This window comes from Rhizobium aethiopicum, from assembly GCF_014197535.1.
GTDB classification, from domain to species: Bacteria; Pseudomonadota; Alphaproteobacteria; order Rhizobiales; family Rhizobiaceae; genus Rhizobium; species Rhizobium aethiopicum_A.
Genome location: NZ_JACIFV010000006.1, coordinates 44,706 through 57,247 on the forward strand (window position 1 = coordinate 44,706; position 12,542 = coordinate 57,247).

The 12,542-nt window shown below is 62.8% G+C and carries 12 protein-coding genes; 8 read left to right on the plus strand and 4 right to left on the minus strand.

The window, feature by feature from the left end:
- The first annotated feature begins 1 nt into the window (after position 1).
- From GGD53_RS10890 to GGD53_RS10915, 6 genes are read left to right on the plus strand one after another with little or no spacing between them, the layout of a single operon-like run.
- A complete protein-coding gene (locus GGD53_RS10890; RefSeq protein ID WP_184455773.1) occupies positions 2–766 on the plus strand; it encodes a hypothetical protein in 765 nt (254 codons plus the stop codon).
- Positions 759–2,033: a hypothetical protein gene (locus GGD53_RS10895; protein ID WP_184455775.1), complete on the plus strand. Its 1,275-nt coding sequence runs from the start codon at positions 759–761 to the stop codon at positions 2,031–2,033. Before GGD53_RS10890 ends, GGD53_RS10895 begins: the two co-directional genes overlap by 8 nt.
- Entirely contained in the window at positions 2,020–2,976 is a 957-nt protein-coding gene (locus GGD53_RS10900; protein ID WP_184455777.1) for an AAA family ATPase, read from the plus strand. Before GGD53_RS10895 ends, GGD53_RS10900 begins: the two co-directional genes overlap by 14 nt.
- On the plus strand, positions 2,976–4,295 hold the full coding sequence (locus GGD53_RS10905) for a DUF58 domain-containing protein (protein WP_184455779.1): 1,320 nt from the start codon (positions 2,976–2,978) through the stop codon (positions 4,293–4,295). The genes GGD53_RS10900 and GGD53_RS10905 overlap by 1 nt, the downstream gene beginning before the upstream one ends.
- Complete coding sequence (locus GGD53_RS10910; RefSeq protein WP_184456147.1) at positions 4,295–5,371, plus strand: stage II sporulation protein M; 1,077 nt, start codon at positions 4,295–4,297, stop codon at positions 5,369–5,371. The genes GGD53_RS10905 and GGD53_RS10910 overlap by 1 nt, the downstream gene beginning before the upstream one ends.
- The gene (locus tag GGD53_RS10915) at positions 5,368–6,267 is read left to right on the plus strand and encodes an RDD family protein (RefSeq protein ID WP_184455781.1); all 900 of its coding nucleotides are present in this window, start codon (positions 5,368–5,370) and stop codon (positions 6,265–6,267) included. The genes GGD53_RS10910 and GGD53_RS10915 overlap by 4 nt, the downstream gene beginning before the upstream one ends.
- A gap of 303 nt (positions 6,268–6,570) precedes the next feature.
- Here GGD53_RS10915 and GGD53_RS10920 read toward each other — a convergent pair whose 3' ends face one another.
- Complete coding sequence (locus GGD53_RS10920) at positions 6,571–7,449, minus strand: FkbM family methyltransferase (protein WP_184455783.1); 879 nt, start codon at positions 7,447–7,449, stop codon at positions 6,571–6,573.
- Positions 7,449–9,164 (minus strand): adenylate/guanylate cyclase domain-containing protein, encoded by a 1,716-nt coding sequence (locus GGD53_RS10925; protein WP_184455786.1) that lies wholly within the window; start codon positions 9,162–9,164, stop codon positions 7,449–7,451. The genes GGD53_RS10920 and GGD53_RS10925 overlap by 1 nt, the downstream gene beginning before the upstream one ends.
- A 272-nt stretch (positions 9,165–9,436) precedes the next feature.
- Here GGD53_RS10925 and GGD53_RS10930 point away from each other — a divergent pair, with 272 nt between their 5' ends.
- Both GGD53_RS10930 and GGD53_RS10935 read left to right on the plus strand, forming a co-directional pair.
- Complete coding sequence (locus GGD53_RS10930) at positions 9,437–10,525, plus strand: glycosyltransferase family 4 protein (RefSeq protein WP_184455788.1); 1,089 nt, start codon at positions 9,437–9,439, stop codon at positions 10,523–10,525.
- On the plus strand, positions 10,525–11,277 hold the full coding sequence (locus GGD53_RS10935) for a polysaccharide deacetylase family protein (protein WP_184455790.1): 753 nt from the start codon (positions 10,525–10,527) through the stop codon (positions 11,275–11,277). Before GGD53_RS10930 ends, GGD53_RS10935 begins: the two co-directional genes overlap by 1 nt.
- Before the next feature lie 8 nt (positions 11,278–11,285).
- On the opposite strand, the gene GGD53_RS10940 is transcribed toward GGD53_RS10935, so the two are convergent.
- Both GGD53_RS10940 and GGD53_RS10945 read right to left on the minus strand, forming a co-directional pair.
- A complete protein-coding gene (locus tag GGD53_RS10940) occupies positions 11,286–12,155 on the minus strand; it encodes an alpha/beta fold hydrolase (protein WP_184456149.1) in 870 nt (289 codons plus the stop codon).
- Between the two features lie 2 nt (positions 12,156–12,157).
- The gene (locus GGD53_RS10945; RefSeq protein WP_184455792.1) at positions 12,158–12,532 is read right to left on the minus strand and encodes a GFA family protein; all 375 of its coding nucleotides are present in this window, start codon (positions 12,530–12,532) and stop codon (positions 12,158–12,160) included.
- Positions 12,533–12,542: the final 10 nt, after the last annotated feature.

Here is a 12,542-nt window from a genome sequence, read left to right on the forward strand (position 1 = left end):
CATGACCATTCGCAACGCCGGCCTGCTGGCGGCTCTGTTCCTGGCCGCCTCGGCTTCATTTCTGCCCGCTCGGGCGCAGGACAGCGGCGGTCAGCCCGTCGACAGTCAGCCTATCAGCGCCGTCGGGACGGAATATGCCTCGCAGTGCCTGCTGAATGGGCTGCGCTGCACGCTCGTCTACGACGATACGTCCGATCAGGCCAAAGCGGCGTCGGGTACGACGTCGTCTCAAGGCAAGCCGCCGGTGCGGCGCACGCCGTCATCTTTCCCGCGGGAACCTGTGATCAGCGGCGGCCCTCTGGCCATTGCCGTCGTGTTCGTCGGCTTGGCAGCGGTAATCGGCCTGTGGATGCGTTTCGGAAATGGCGGCGTCCTGCTGTCGTCTGCTCCGCGCGACATTAAGCAGCGTCAGGAGGCGCCGGAAAACTGGCGCACCGGCGCCGACGAGGTTGAGGAAAAGCCAAGCGATTTCCTGCAGCGGATTGCAGCCATGGCCGATCGAAGGCAGGCGCTTGTCCTGCTGCTCAGGCATTGTCTGCTGCACGCCGCCGACATTACGGACACACGGCTTTCCCGCGCCGATACGGAACGTGCTGTCTTCGCGCGCTTGCCGAAAACCATGCCCGGCCGCGACCGGCTTGCAAGCTTCCTGACGGCGGTGGAACTCGTTCATTACGGTGGCCGCACCGTTGCGGAGAACCATTTCGGCGTCCTTCTTGCGACCGGGCGTGATCTGCTTGCGGCAGGCAGAGTGGCTCATGCGTAGATCGGCCCCCGTTTTAATCCTGGGGCTGGTGCTCGCGCTGGCTGCACTGGCAGTCTTTGCGGTGTCGCGGGGCAGCGATTACGACCGTTCGCCTCTTGGCCACAAGGGGCTGGAATTGTGGCTGCAGACCAAGGGTATCCCGGTCGTCCGTTCCGACCCTCATCTTGTCCAGGCGCGTTCCAAAATCTCGCTGCGCATCATTCCCCTGTCGATACGCAAAGGCGAGGCTGTCACACCTCGATCAGACGATGAGACGGACGGTCTGGAACCGGAAAACCCTGTTGTGGAGGCAGACCAATACGCCCTGCCGACGCTGATCGTTTTGCCGAAATGGCGCGGCAGCGTATCGACGGAAGGTGTCGCCGGTAAATCGGGGCTGATTGATCTCGCCGATATCAGCAATGAACTCGACAAGATCGGCTACTCCGATTTTGGCTTTGCCCGCAGCGGGACCAGTTTTGAGGAAGCGCAGCCGCAGCTGCGACCGGGACAGCCGATCAAGATCGCCCTCTATCGGGCACAAACCTTCGAGCGGTCGAGCCTTCCGAGCGGCTGCGGGGAGGTCGTGGGCACGCCGTCGGGTGTGCTGCTTCTGCACTGCGCGGCCGATCCCACCGTCTATCTGCTGTCGGATCCCGATCTGTTGAATAATCACGGACTGGCCTTGGCCGATAACGCCGCCTTTGCCTTCTCATTGGTCCAGTCTCTCCGCGGCGCCGGCGAGACGCGGCCGATCTACCTGGATACATCGGGCGAACCTCTCGATAGCGAGGCAACGGTAGACGAGGGGCAATCCTATGAGCGGTCCACTGCCGATCTGAAGCGCTTTTTCGTCTATCCCTTATCGGCCATCTGGGGAGCTGTGCTGGTTGTGGCGGCGATCTGCTTCTGGCGGGGCGCCCATCGCTTCGGGCCACCTTTGCGTGAGGCCTCCGGAAATATCGAATTGTCGAAGACCGCCGCGATCGAAGCCACGGCGCGGCTCTTGCGGCTTTCCGGCAATGACGGCCGGATGACCGGACAGTTCGTGCTGCATCTGCTTGCCGATAAGGCGCAACTGCTCTTCGGCTCCGGCGCCGGAAATCAGGAAGGCATCGCACGATTGTTCCAACGCCTGTCGCGTCAAGACAAGACGGCCGCGCAGGCCTTGCACGCCGCAGCCGAGGCGCTGATCGAACGCGGACATGTCATGACGCGCTCGGATCTGCATCGCAATCTCGAGACATTCAGAAAATTGCTAGGGAGCTTTGAGTTTGGATCTAGGTGAGTTTCGCGATCTTATCGCTACGGTTCGTGGTGAAATCGGCAAGGTGGTGCAAGGACAGGACGCCATCATCGATCTCGTTCTGATTTCGATTTTTGCCGGTGGGCACTGCCTCGTCGAAGGGCCTCCCGGCACGGCCAAAACCCTGCTGGCCCGCTCGGTTTCCGCGGCCATGGCGCTGGATTATCGCCGTATCCAGTTCACGCCCGACCTGATGCCGAGCGATGTGCTCGGCGTCAATCTCTTCAACTTCCAGACCAATCAATTCCACCTGACCAAGGGCCCCGTCTTTACCGACATCCTTCTGGCCGACGAGATCAATCGCGCTCCGCCGAAGACGCAGTCCGCCCTGCTGCAGGCGATGAACGAGCGGATGGTGACGATCGACGGGACCGATTATTTGCTGGGGTCGGATTTCTTCGTGCTTGCCACGCAGAATCCGATCGAGCAGCAGGGCACCTATCCCTTGCCCGAAGCACAGCTCGACCGCTTCCTGTTCAAGCTCGTCGTCGATTTCCCCGACCGCGACACCGAAATCGCCATCCTCTCCAAACACGCCAAGCAGGCGCTGAAATCGGATATGCGCAATGCCGGCATCCGTCCGCTTGTCACCAGCGCAGCGCTTGCCGAGGGGCGGGCGCTGATCGACGCCATCCATCTGGATGAGACGACCCTGACCTATGTCGTCGACCTGGTGCGTGCCACGCGCTCCGATCCCGATATTCTCTATGGCGCATCCACGCGCGCTGCCGACGCCCTTGCCTCGGCGGTCAGAGTGCGGGCGGCCTTCGAAGGCCGGGATTACGGCTTGCCGGACGATATCCAGGCGTTGCTGGTGCCCGCGCTTCGCCATCGCATCGTTCTTTCGCCTTCGGCCGAAATCGATGGCCGTACCCCCGACGAGGTGCTGCGCAGCATCATGAACCGCGTGGATGCGCCTCGTTAATGCGGCCATCCCGTTACCTGATCGCGCTCGTTCTGATTTTGGCCGCGGTGACGGTCTTCGTCAGCGTATGGTGGCGCGATATGGGGTATCCGCTGCTGATGCTGTGGGTTGCGCTTGCGGCATTGACGGCAGGCGATCTGGCGATGTCGGCCTCATCGGGCCGGATGACGGTGGAATTTGATCTGCCGCCGCAAGGTTTTGTCGGTCACACCGCCGTATTTGCGGTGACGATCCGGCCGCAGAAGGACGCGGTGCCCGAGAATGTCGAGATTCGGATCGATTGTGCTCCGGAGCTTGCCGTCGGCGAAGGCAGATTGGCGCGTGCTGCGTCCGTCGCCGGTGAAAGCCATTTCAGGGCCCCCGTAAATCTTCGCCTTACGCGACGGGGGCGGTATGCGATCCATGTGTTGTGGCTGAAATGGCCATCGCGGCTGAGGCTGCTCGACATTATCGCGCAGATGCCGGTGGAAAGGGAGATCGCCGTCCTGCCTGACATATCGCCGGTCCTGTCGGGAGCGATAAGGACTCAGATCCTGCCGCTGGAAGCCGGCCAGAAGGATTTGCGGCTGCGCGGCGAAGGATCGGAATTCCATCAGCTGCGCGAGTTTGCCAGCGGCATGGATCCGCGCAGCATCGACTGGAAGCGATCCGCCCGGATGCGCAATCTCGTCGTGCGCGAGATGCGGGCCGAACGAAACCATCAGATCATCTTGTGCATCGATTCCGGACGGCTGATGGCCGAACAGCTCGGCGGGTTCGCCAAGCTCGATCGCGCCATCAATGCCGCCTTGGCAATGTGCTGGGGGGCGGGGCTTGCCGGCGATCTCGTGGGCTTCTACAGTTTTGATAGCCGCCCGCGCCTGTTCGTGCCGGCCTTGCCTGGAAGAGCGGCCTTTCCGCGACTTCAGACGATGTGCGCCGAGCTGCGCTATGAAACCCAGGAGAGCAACCACACGCTCGGACTGACGCATTTGTCGGGACGTCTGAAGCGACGTTCGTTGATCGTTATATTCTCCGATTTCGTCGACAGCATCACGGCGGAGCTGATGATCGAGAACATCCAGGTCCTCGCCCGGCATCATTTCATCGTCTATGTCGCCTTGCGCGATCCGATGCTGGCAAAGCTGACAGAACCGGAAGACATCAGCTTGGACGCGGTCGCCTGCTCCGTGGCAGCGCGTCAGATCGTTCAGGAGAGGCGCACTGTCATGGAAAAGCTGGCGCGTCTCGGCGTACTCTGCCTCGACAGCACGCCGGAGGCGCTGACGTCGGATCTCATTGCGCGCTACATCGAAATCAAATCCCGCGAGATGATATGATGGATCTTGGGATCGACAGCAGGACAGAGACGGGCGCGTCGATAAACGTCGGCGCCATCCAGACCGATTTGCTGCGCTCGGCGCGCTTTCGCGTGGAGCGCGAGGCGCACTGGCGTCAGCTGGACGACCTTGTGACGCGGGCGGAGAAGGGTGGCGCAGCGACGCTCGGCTATGACGATGTCCGCAACCTCGCTAGCGGCTACAGGCAGGCGATGAACTCGCTCAGCGTGGCGCGTGACATTTCCCTCGATCGCGCCCTCATCGCCTATCTGGAGAGCCTCTGCGCCCGGGCCTATCTCGTCGTCTATGCGCCGCAGGAAAGTCTAGGCGGCCTGATCACCCGCCTGCTGGTCCAGGGCATTCCTCAGGCGGCGCGCCGATCTGCATTGCCCCTGTTCATCGGTTTCCTGGCTCTCATTCTCGGGGCGGCCGCCGGATACAGGCTCTTCACCCACGACCCGAGCTGGTTCTATACCTTCGTGCCGCCCGACATGGCCGATCAGCGCACTCCGGCAGCGTCGGCCGATTATCTCCGCTCGACGATTTACGGCGATGAACGGCATGAGAGCGACAGGCTCGCGGCATTTTCCGCATTTCTCTTTTCCCACAACACCACCATCGTCGTCTTCATCTTTGCGCTCGGCGTTTTCATGTCGGTGCCGAGCTTCATCCTCACCTTTTACAATGGCCTCATGCTGGGCGCGTTTTTTGCGATGTTTTCCCGCAAGGGGCTGGGTTACGATATCTTCGCCTGGCTCTCAATTCACGGCGTGACCGAGCTTGCAGCAATCGCCATTGCCTGTGCTGGCGGGGCAAGGCTCGGCCTTGCCATTCTCGTTCCGGGTGTGCGAACGCGAAGGGAAGCCTTGCGCCACCAGGCGCATGATGCCGTCAAACTCGCGATCCTCGCGGCTTTGATGCTTGTCGTGGCAGCTTTCATCGAAGGGGTTCTTCGCCAGACGATCCAGGATCCGATATGGCGCCTCGGCATCGGCTGGGGAATGGGTGTCTTCTGGGTGAGCTGGCTGCTGTTCAGCGGACGCGAAAGCAAGATTTCGCGGGGGCCGAAGCGATGAATCGGCCAGTGACGGACGGCAGGCGCACCGAACAGTTCATCCCGCCGGAAGGAGTGCCGATCAATTTCGCGATCGCCTCGCTCGGCACTCGCTTCGGCGCACAATTCCTCGACATCCTCTTTACGGCGCTCATCATCTTCATTTGCACGGCCGTTATCATCTTCACCGGGTTTCTGCCGGTGAGCGCCGATCTGATGCTCGCCGCCTTGCTCGGCTTTCTCTTGCGCACCCCCTATTACATCCTGTCAGAGCTCATCTGGAACGGCCGCACGCTTGGGAAAAGAATTACCGGTATCCGCGTCGTCAACATGGACGGGCGGCGGCTCACCCCACACCAGGTGACCGCACGCAACCTGATGAAGGAGGTCGAGATCTTCGGCCCGATGGGCCTTCTGGCGGGCATGGAAACCCAGGGGGCTTGGGAGAACGGTCTGGCAGGCATCTGGCTTCTGGCGGTGGTGGTCGTTCCGCTGGCCAACCGACGCCGGCAACGGCTCGGCGATATCATTGCCGGCACGCTGGTTGTGGACACGCCACGCTCCGTGCTGCTCGCGGACCTTGCTTTGTCCGCACCCGCCGCCGCCTCGTCGCAGCCGGCCTTCGATTTCCAGCCGGAACATCTCGATGTCTACGGCAAATATGAGCTGCAGACGCTGGAGGATGTGCTTCGCGACTCGGTGAAGACGTCAGACCATAAAGAGATCATACAGATCGTGCGAACCATTACTCGAAGGATCCGGTATGAAGACATCGTAAAGCCCGGCCAGGAGCTGCTTTTCCTCAATGACTTCTACCGCGCCCAGCGGGAGCATCTGGAGAGCCTGAAGCTCTTTGGGACGCTGCGTGAGAACAAGTATCATGAGCATACGCGGACAGAGCCGAAGAGACTTGTGTGAGGCGGTGAAGTGAGTTCGGAAATTCGCCGCGTTGTACCGGCGTTGGAGACACGTTGAGAAGGCTCTATCCCCGGAACCCGTCGCTCCGATATGGCGTACCGTGCAGCCCCCTCATCCGCCCTGCCGGGCACCTTCTCCCCGATGACTAGAAGGGGAGTTGCTGCAGCGGCTTGTTCTTGCCGCTGCCGTTTGTGATGGAGGAAAGCAGTGCGGCGGTTCCCTTCTCCCCAGCGGGGAGAAGTTCGGCAGGCAGATGAGGGGGCCGCACGGCACGGCGTCAACGATCAGTTTTCAGGATATACGCTACGGCAAAAACAGCACATTGTACTGATCGAACTCGTCAGGCAGATCCCGCACCTTCATCTCCACCTCGCGGTCTTCGAACAGCACGACACAATCTTCGTAAAATCCCGACAGCATCGCTATGAAGTCTTTTGTGCCCTCGCGCCCGTAGAACAGCGGCGTGAACTCCATGTGGAGCGGCACGCGGCGGGCAAGCAGCGGCTGCATCGAGCGGCAGGCGACCGGCTCGTAGCCTTCGATATCCATCCAGACAAGACCGATTGCGGCGGGGTCGATCGAGAGGCCGGCGAGGATTTCGGAAACCGGCTTCACCGGCACGCTGATCTTCCGGTCTGTCGGGCTCTGACGGATGGCGCTGCTCTTGCCGTGATTGTTGAGGTTGAGGAAAAAGTCGATCTCGCCTGCGTGTTCGCCGGCGGCGCAATTGACGAGCCGGACCTTCTCCTCCAGCCGGTTCTGGCGGATGTTGAGTTCAAGCAGCGGGAAATTGCGCGGATCGGGCTCGACGCTGACGATCTTGATGTAAGCGCCGCTCAAGGCGAAATAGACGGTCTGGGTGCCGATATTGCCGCCGATCTCGAGCAGCGTCGCATCCTTCCTGAGCAGGCCGCGCTCGCGCAGGATGGCGATCAGCCGGTCGACGGCGTCGCGCTCGAAATGGCCCTTACGGAAGACCTTGCGGCCGATATAGTCGGAAGGCGAGAAGGTCATCAGATGATCACCGGCATCGACTGTCATCGAGACGACGCGCGGGCCGATATTCTCGATCAGCAGGCGACGGCCGAGACGGGTGTCGAAGAAGCGCGAGGCGGCTCTATTGCGCGCCTTGCGCAGCCGGCGGCTCCAATATTTGGCGGTGAGCCAGGGCTTGCCGTGCATCAGGCTTTTCCTTCGAGCGGTTCTGCCGCTTTCTCTCTCGGAACGACATAAACTTTCAAGGGCAGGGCGCGGCCGCGCACGCTGATTTCACGGCTTTCGATGCCGGCAAGATCGGCGGCGGCAAGTCTGGCCACAGGCTCGGAGAAGACGATCGCCGCGTCGAACTCCTTGGCCGCACTTTCCAGCCGGCTCGCGACATTCACCGTATCGCCGATCGCGGTCATGCTGCGCACCCGGCCATATCCCATCGTGCCGACGACGGCCGGGCCGGTGTGGATGCCGATGGCGATGCGCAGCGGCAACGTCAGTTCCTCGGCCAGTTCGGCGGCGAGTTTCTCGATCCCCACGACGATCGCCGCCGCCGCGTCGAGCGCTTGGCGGCAGGCTTCCTCCGGTGCGGCGTTGAGGCCGAAGAGCGCCATGGCGCCGTCGCCGATGAACTTGTCGAGCCGGCCGCCCGCTTGCTCCACCGCCTTGCCGATGATGGCGAAATAGCGGTTCAGCAGGAAGACGACGTCGAAGGGCAGGCGCGTTTCCGTCAGCGTGGTGAAATGACGGATATCGACGAAGAGCACGACGATTTCACGCTCGCGGCCGGGGCTCGTCTCCTGGCTGTTGGCGGGAAGAGCCGCCTCGACGGCCGGCACGAGAAGGGGCGCGACCGCGACGTCGGCATCCGGCCGAAGCTGGCAGGCGAGGCGGACGTCAGGGCCGGCATTGATGCGTTTCAGTGTCGTCTGTTCCAGCTTGTCTGGCGGCGGCAGCTTCTGGTAATCGCCAAGAATCTGCACCCGGCAGGTGGAGCACTGGCCCTTGCCGCCGCAGACCGAATAATGCGGCAGACCGCCGAGCCGGCTCGCCTCCAGCACCGTGAACCCACGCGGCACGCGGATCACTTCGCCGCCCGGATAGTGCACGGCGACCTGATCGAGACGCTCCTTCAGCCTGCGCCGGGTGCGGGCGGCAACGACGATGATCAGCGAGGCCGAGAAGGCGCCGTAGAGCCCGGCGCGGACCATGGCGATGTGGCTGCGAATCGCGGGGTCGGAGACATAGTGGGAGTTCACCGTCGTCGCGTAAGGCTCGATCGAGGTCAGCTGATAGGCGGGGTCGGCAAGGGTGCGGCCCATTTCGACGAAGCCGAGCAGCGACAGCACCGGCACGAGGATCGCCAGCGCCAGCAACAGCGGTGCGAAACCGCCGTACCAGGGGCGGTAACGCAGCCAGTAATGGATGCCGATGCAGCCGTGGATCCACACCGCGATCAGGCCGAGTGCCTGGCGCACGCCCGTCGCCGGCGTCCGCAGCCACAACATGCTGACGATCGTCTCGTAATTGTCGATATAGCCGTAGAGTTCATGAGCGATGCGGGTGCCGATGACGTGATCGATCAGAAGCAGCGGGATCAGCAGGCCGAGCACCATCTGGGTTGCTTCCCCCTTGGGCATGACCAGGCTGCGCCTGATGTAGATGGCGCGCAGCACCAGCGTCACATGGACGAGGACCGATCCATAGAACAGGACGGTGCCGACGGGATTGCGCCAGAGGGCCAGGAAAAGATGGCGCGCCTTGTCGGCTGCGGCGAACGAAACGAGTCCGAGCGCATGGTTCGACAAATGCAAGAGGACGAAGACGAAAATGACCAGCCCCGAACCGAGCCTTGCCCTTCTGATCGAGCGTTCCGAAAAAATCCCTGTGACCGAGGCCGTCGTCATTCATTCCCGTTCTTGTCGATGCAACCGCAGGCCCATAGAGATGGGGAAAGAGGCGGAATTGCTTCCATTGCGATCACATTGCATATGCTTATGCGCAAGTTTTCGGGAAGGCGGCAATAACGGATTTCTTGCCGCCAGCTACGATGGCGCAAACCATGGGCGGGCTGAATGCGACCTCCTCATCCATCTAGCTGATTTGGTTGTGGATTCGGATAATCAATGATCGCCCGTGGAAACCGATTGGAAACAGTGTGTCTATGCGAGGGATGCGCATGCGGATCGCCTTCTATGCGCCGATGAAATCGCCGAACCATCCTGTGCCCTCGGGCGACCGGCTGATGGCGCGGCTGCTGATCCGGGCATTGCAGCTTGCCGGGCATCAGGTCGAGGTCGTCTCCGAATTCCGCACCCATGCCGCGACGCCCGAGGCGGCGGCAGCGCTCGAACCCGCGATCTCAGCCGAATTGGCGCGGTTGCGGGCGAAATGGCAAGAAGAGCCTCGGCCGGATCTCTGGTTCTGCTACCACCCCTATTACAAATCGCCCGATCCCTTCGGGCCGGTGATCTCAGCCGAATTCGCCATTCCCTATGTCACCGCCGAGGCCTCCTATGCGGCAAAACGCGACCGGACCGGTTGGGCGGCCCGTCAGAAGCGCGTGGGCAAGGCGGTCATGCAGGCGAAGGTCAATATCGGCTTCACCGAGCGTGACCGGGCCGGGCTTTCGGCCGCCTTTCCGCCGGCGCGGCTTGCGGCTCTCAAACCGTTCATCGATCCGGCGCTGTTCGAGACCGTGTCTCCGGCACCCGATCCCAGCCGGCTGATGACCGTCGCGATGATGCGGGCCGGCGACAAGATGGAAAGCTACGCGATGCTCGCAAAAGCATTGCGGCTGATCGAAGACCGGCCATGGACCCTTTCGGTCATCGGTAATGGGCCGATGCGCCCGGAGGTGGAGGCGCTGTTTGCCGGCTTTGCCGGCCGCATCGAGTGGCTGGGCGAGCGGAGTGAGACCGAGATCGCCGGCCTGCTCGCGCGTGGCGGCATCTACGTCTGGCCCGGCTGCGGCGAGGCCTATGGTCTTGCCTATCTCGAGGCGCAGGCCGCCGGCCTGCCTGTCGTGGCGCAGCAGACGGCGGGCGTGCCCGCCGTGGTCGAGGCCGGCGTCACCGGCCTGCTGACGCCGGAGGGCGATGTCGCCGCCTATGCCGAGGCCGTCGCGGCCCTGCTCGGCGACGGGCAAAAGCGCGAAGCGATGGGACAGGCGGCGCGGCGCTTCGTGCTCGAGGAGCGCTCGCTGGCGACGGCTGCCCGCGCTTTGGACGAGATTTTGCGCAGCAGCGCAGGAACAGGAGTGAGGTGATGAGCGAAGGGATAAGCTGGGAACCGCTGCGCCGCGAGCTCGACAGCTGGCGCGCCGCCGGCCGCGTGGCGCGGCTCTGGCTGCGCGACGACGATGCCGTCGAGCCGACGCCCGATCTGGAGCAGCTGCTGGCGCTGACCGGCGGTCACGGGATTTCGCTGACCCTTGCCGTTATTCCTGCGCTGACCGGCGAGGCATTGGCCGCGCGTCTGGCGGAGGAGGCGGGCGTTGCTGTCGCTGTGCATGGCTGGTCGCACACCAATCACGCCAGGCAGGAGCGCAAGAAACAGGAACTCGGCGGCGAACGGGCGGCCGAGGTGGTGCTCGGCGAGCTGCGTGCAGGATGGCAGCGCTTGAAGCGGCTGCATCCCGCCCGCTTCGTGCCGGTGCTGGTGCCGCCGTGGAACCGGATCGACGCCACGCTGATCCCGGCATTGCCTGAACTCGGCTTTGCGGCGCTCTCGGTGTACGGGCGGGCAAGAGAGGGCGGGCCGATCCCGCTTCTCAACACCCATATCGACATTATCGACTGGCACGGCACGCGCGGCGGCCGCAGCGCGGAGGAACTGGTGACCGAATTGGTTGCGGAACTCCGCGACCGGTTTGCCGGCAACGACGAGCCGATCGGCGTGCTCACCCATCATCTGGTGCATGATGATGCGGCTTGGGATTTCCTGGCGGCTTTGTTTGCGGCGACGGCTCGTCACCCTGCCGTCGCTTGGTCGTCGGCGCCAGAACTCCTGCAAGATTAGGCTATCGATCAGCCGGCGTGAACACGCCCGAGGAAATCTCGCATGAGCGCTGCGACTTCATCCAGATGCGTCTCGAGCAGCCAATGCCCGCCGTCGAGCAGATGCAGTTCGGCGTCCGGCAGATCGCGGAGATAGGCGCGTGCCGACTTTTCCGGCATATAGTGGTCGTTCGGCCCCCAGACGATCAGGGTCGGCGGCCGGTATTCTCTGAGATATTTCCGGTGCTCGGGGAACCAGGCGCGGTTCTCCTTCAATCCGGCGATCAGGTCGATGGCGATTTCCTTGCGCTGCGGCGTGATCAGCGACCAGTGCAGCCGCCAGAGATCCGGTGGGATCGTGTCGACCAGAGGCGGCGGCAGGTCGTTGAGAAACTCCTCCTTCAACGTCTCCTCGTTGATTGCTTGCGCCAGCGCCTTCCTCATCTCGGCGCGCGGGAGCGCCCACGTCGCTTCGATATCGGCATATTTCGGGCCGAGCGCATCCTCATAGGGAATATCGCCATTCTGGATGATCAGCGCCACGATGCGGCTGGGATTTCTGATTGCCAGCCGCGCTCCGATCGGCGAGCCGAAATCGTGGAGATAGAGGGCGAAGCGGTCGACATCGAGCGCGCCGACAAAAGCCTCCAGCCAGGCGGCATAGCCATCGAAGCTGTAACTGAAATCGTCGGGCGTGCCGCTATAGCCCGCGCCGGGGAAATCCGGGGCGATCAGGCGCCAGCGGTCGGCAAGCCGCGGCATGAGATTGCGAAATTCGTAGGACGAGCAGGGATAGCCGTGCGGCAGCAACAGAACCGGCGCGTCCGGCGGACCGGCCTCACGGTAAAAGGTCTCAATGCCTGCGATCGTAACGAGCTTATGTCGGACGGGCGTGGCCAAGCTCACGTTCGGTCCTCCTCATACTGCTCTGCGCCCTCGACCGGTCGCAGCCACGTCTCGCGGCGTTTGACCCAGAGTTCATAGCGCGGCGTGAGCAGCGTCGGCGCCTGCGAGAGGATGCCGAGCTTGATTTCCGCCTCTTGGTCATCGGCAGAAAACAGCCGCGAACCGCATCCGGTGCAGAAGCATCGGCCGTGGAATTCGCCGGTTTCACCGGAATGTTCGAACTGGCCGGCGGGCCAGACTCCGTAAAAGGTGAAGGCCGAACCGCTTTCCTTTCGGCAGTCGGTGCAGTGACAAATGCCGACGCGCAGCGGTTCGCCACGAACAGAAAGCTGCACCTGGCCGCAAAGGCACTGTCCGGAGAGCACGGTCATGGCGGATACC

Excerpts from the sequence above, each read along its gene's own strand:
- GGD53_RS10895 (WP_184455775.1), top strand. The coding sequence starts at position 759 with ATGCGTAGATCGGCCCCCGTTTTAATCCTGGGGCTGGTGCTCGCGCTG.
- GGD53_RS10910 (WP_184456147.1), top strand. The coding sequence starts at position 4,295 with ATGGATCTTGGGATCGACAGCAGGACAGAGACGGGCGCGTCGATAAAC.
- GGD53_RS10935 (WP_184455790.1), top strand. The coding sequence starts at position 10,525 with ATGAGCGAAGGGATAAGCTGGGAACCGCTGCGCCGCGAGCTCGACAGC.
- GGD53_RS10945 (WP_184455792.1), bottom strand. The coding sequence starts at position 12,532 with ATGACCGTGCTCTCCGGACAGTGCCTTTGCGGCCAGGTGCAGCTTTCT.
- GGD53_RS10905 (WP_184455779.1), top strand. The coding sequence starts at position 2,976 with ATGCGGCCATCCCGTTACCTGATCGCGCTCGTTCTGATTTTGGCCGCG.
- GGD53_RS10915 (WP_184455781.1), top strand. The coding sequence starts at position 5,368 with ATGAATCGGCCAGTGACGGACGGCAGGCGCACCGAACAGTTCATCCCG.
- GGD53_RS10890 (WP_184455773.1), top strand. The coding sequence starts at position 2 with ATGACCATTCGCAACGCCGGCCTGCTGGCGGCTCTGTTCCTGGCCGCC.
- GGD53_RS10920 (WP_184455783.1), bottom strand. The coding sequence starts at position 7,449 with ATGCACGGCAAGCCCTGGCTCACCGCCAAATATTGGAGCCGCCGGCTG.
- GGD53_RS10930 (WP_184455788.1), top strand. The coding sequence starts at position 9,437 with ATGCGGATCGCCTTCTATGCGCCGATGAAATCGCCGAACCATCCTGTG.
- GGD53_RS10925 (WP_184455786.1), bottom strand. The coding sequence starts at position 9,164 with ATGACGACGGCCTCGGTCACAGGGATTTTTTCGGAACGCTCGATCAGA.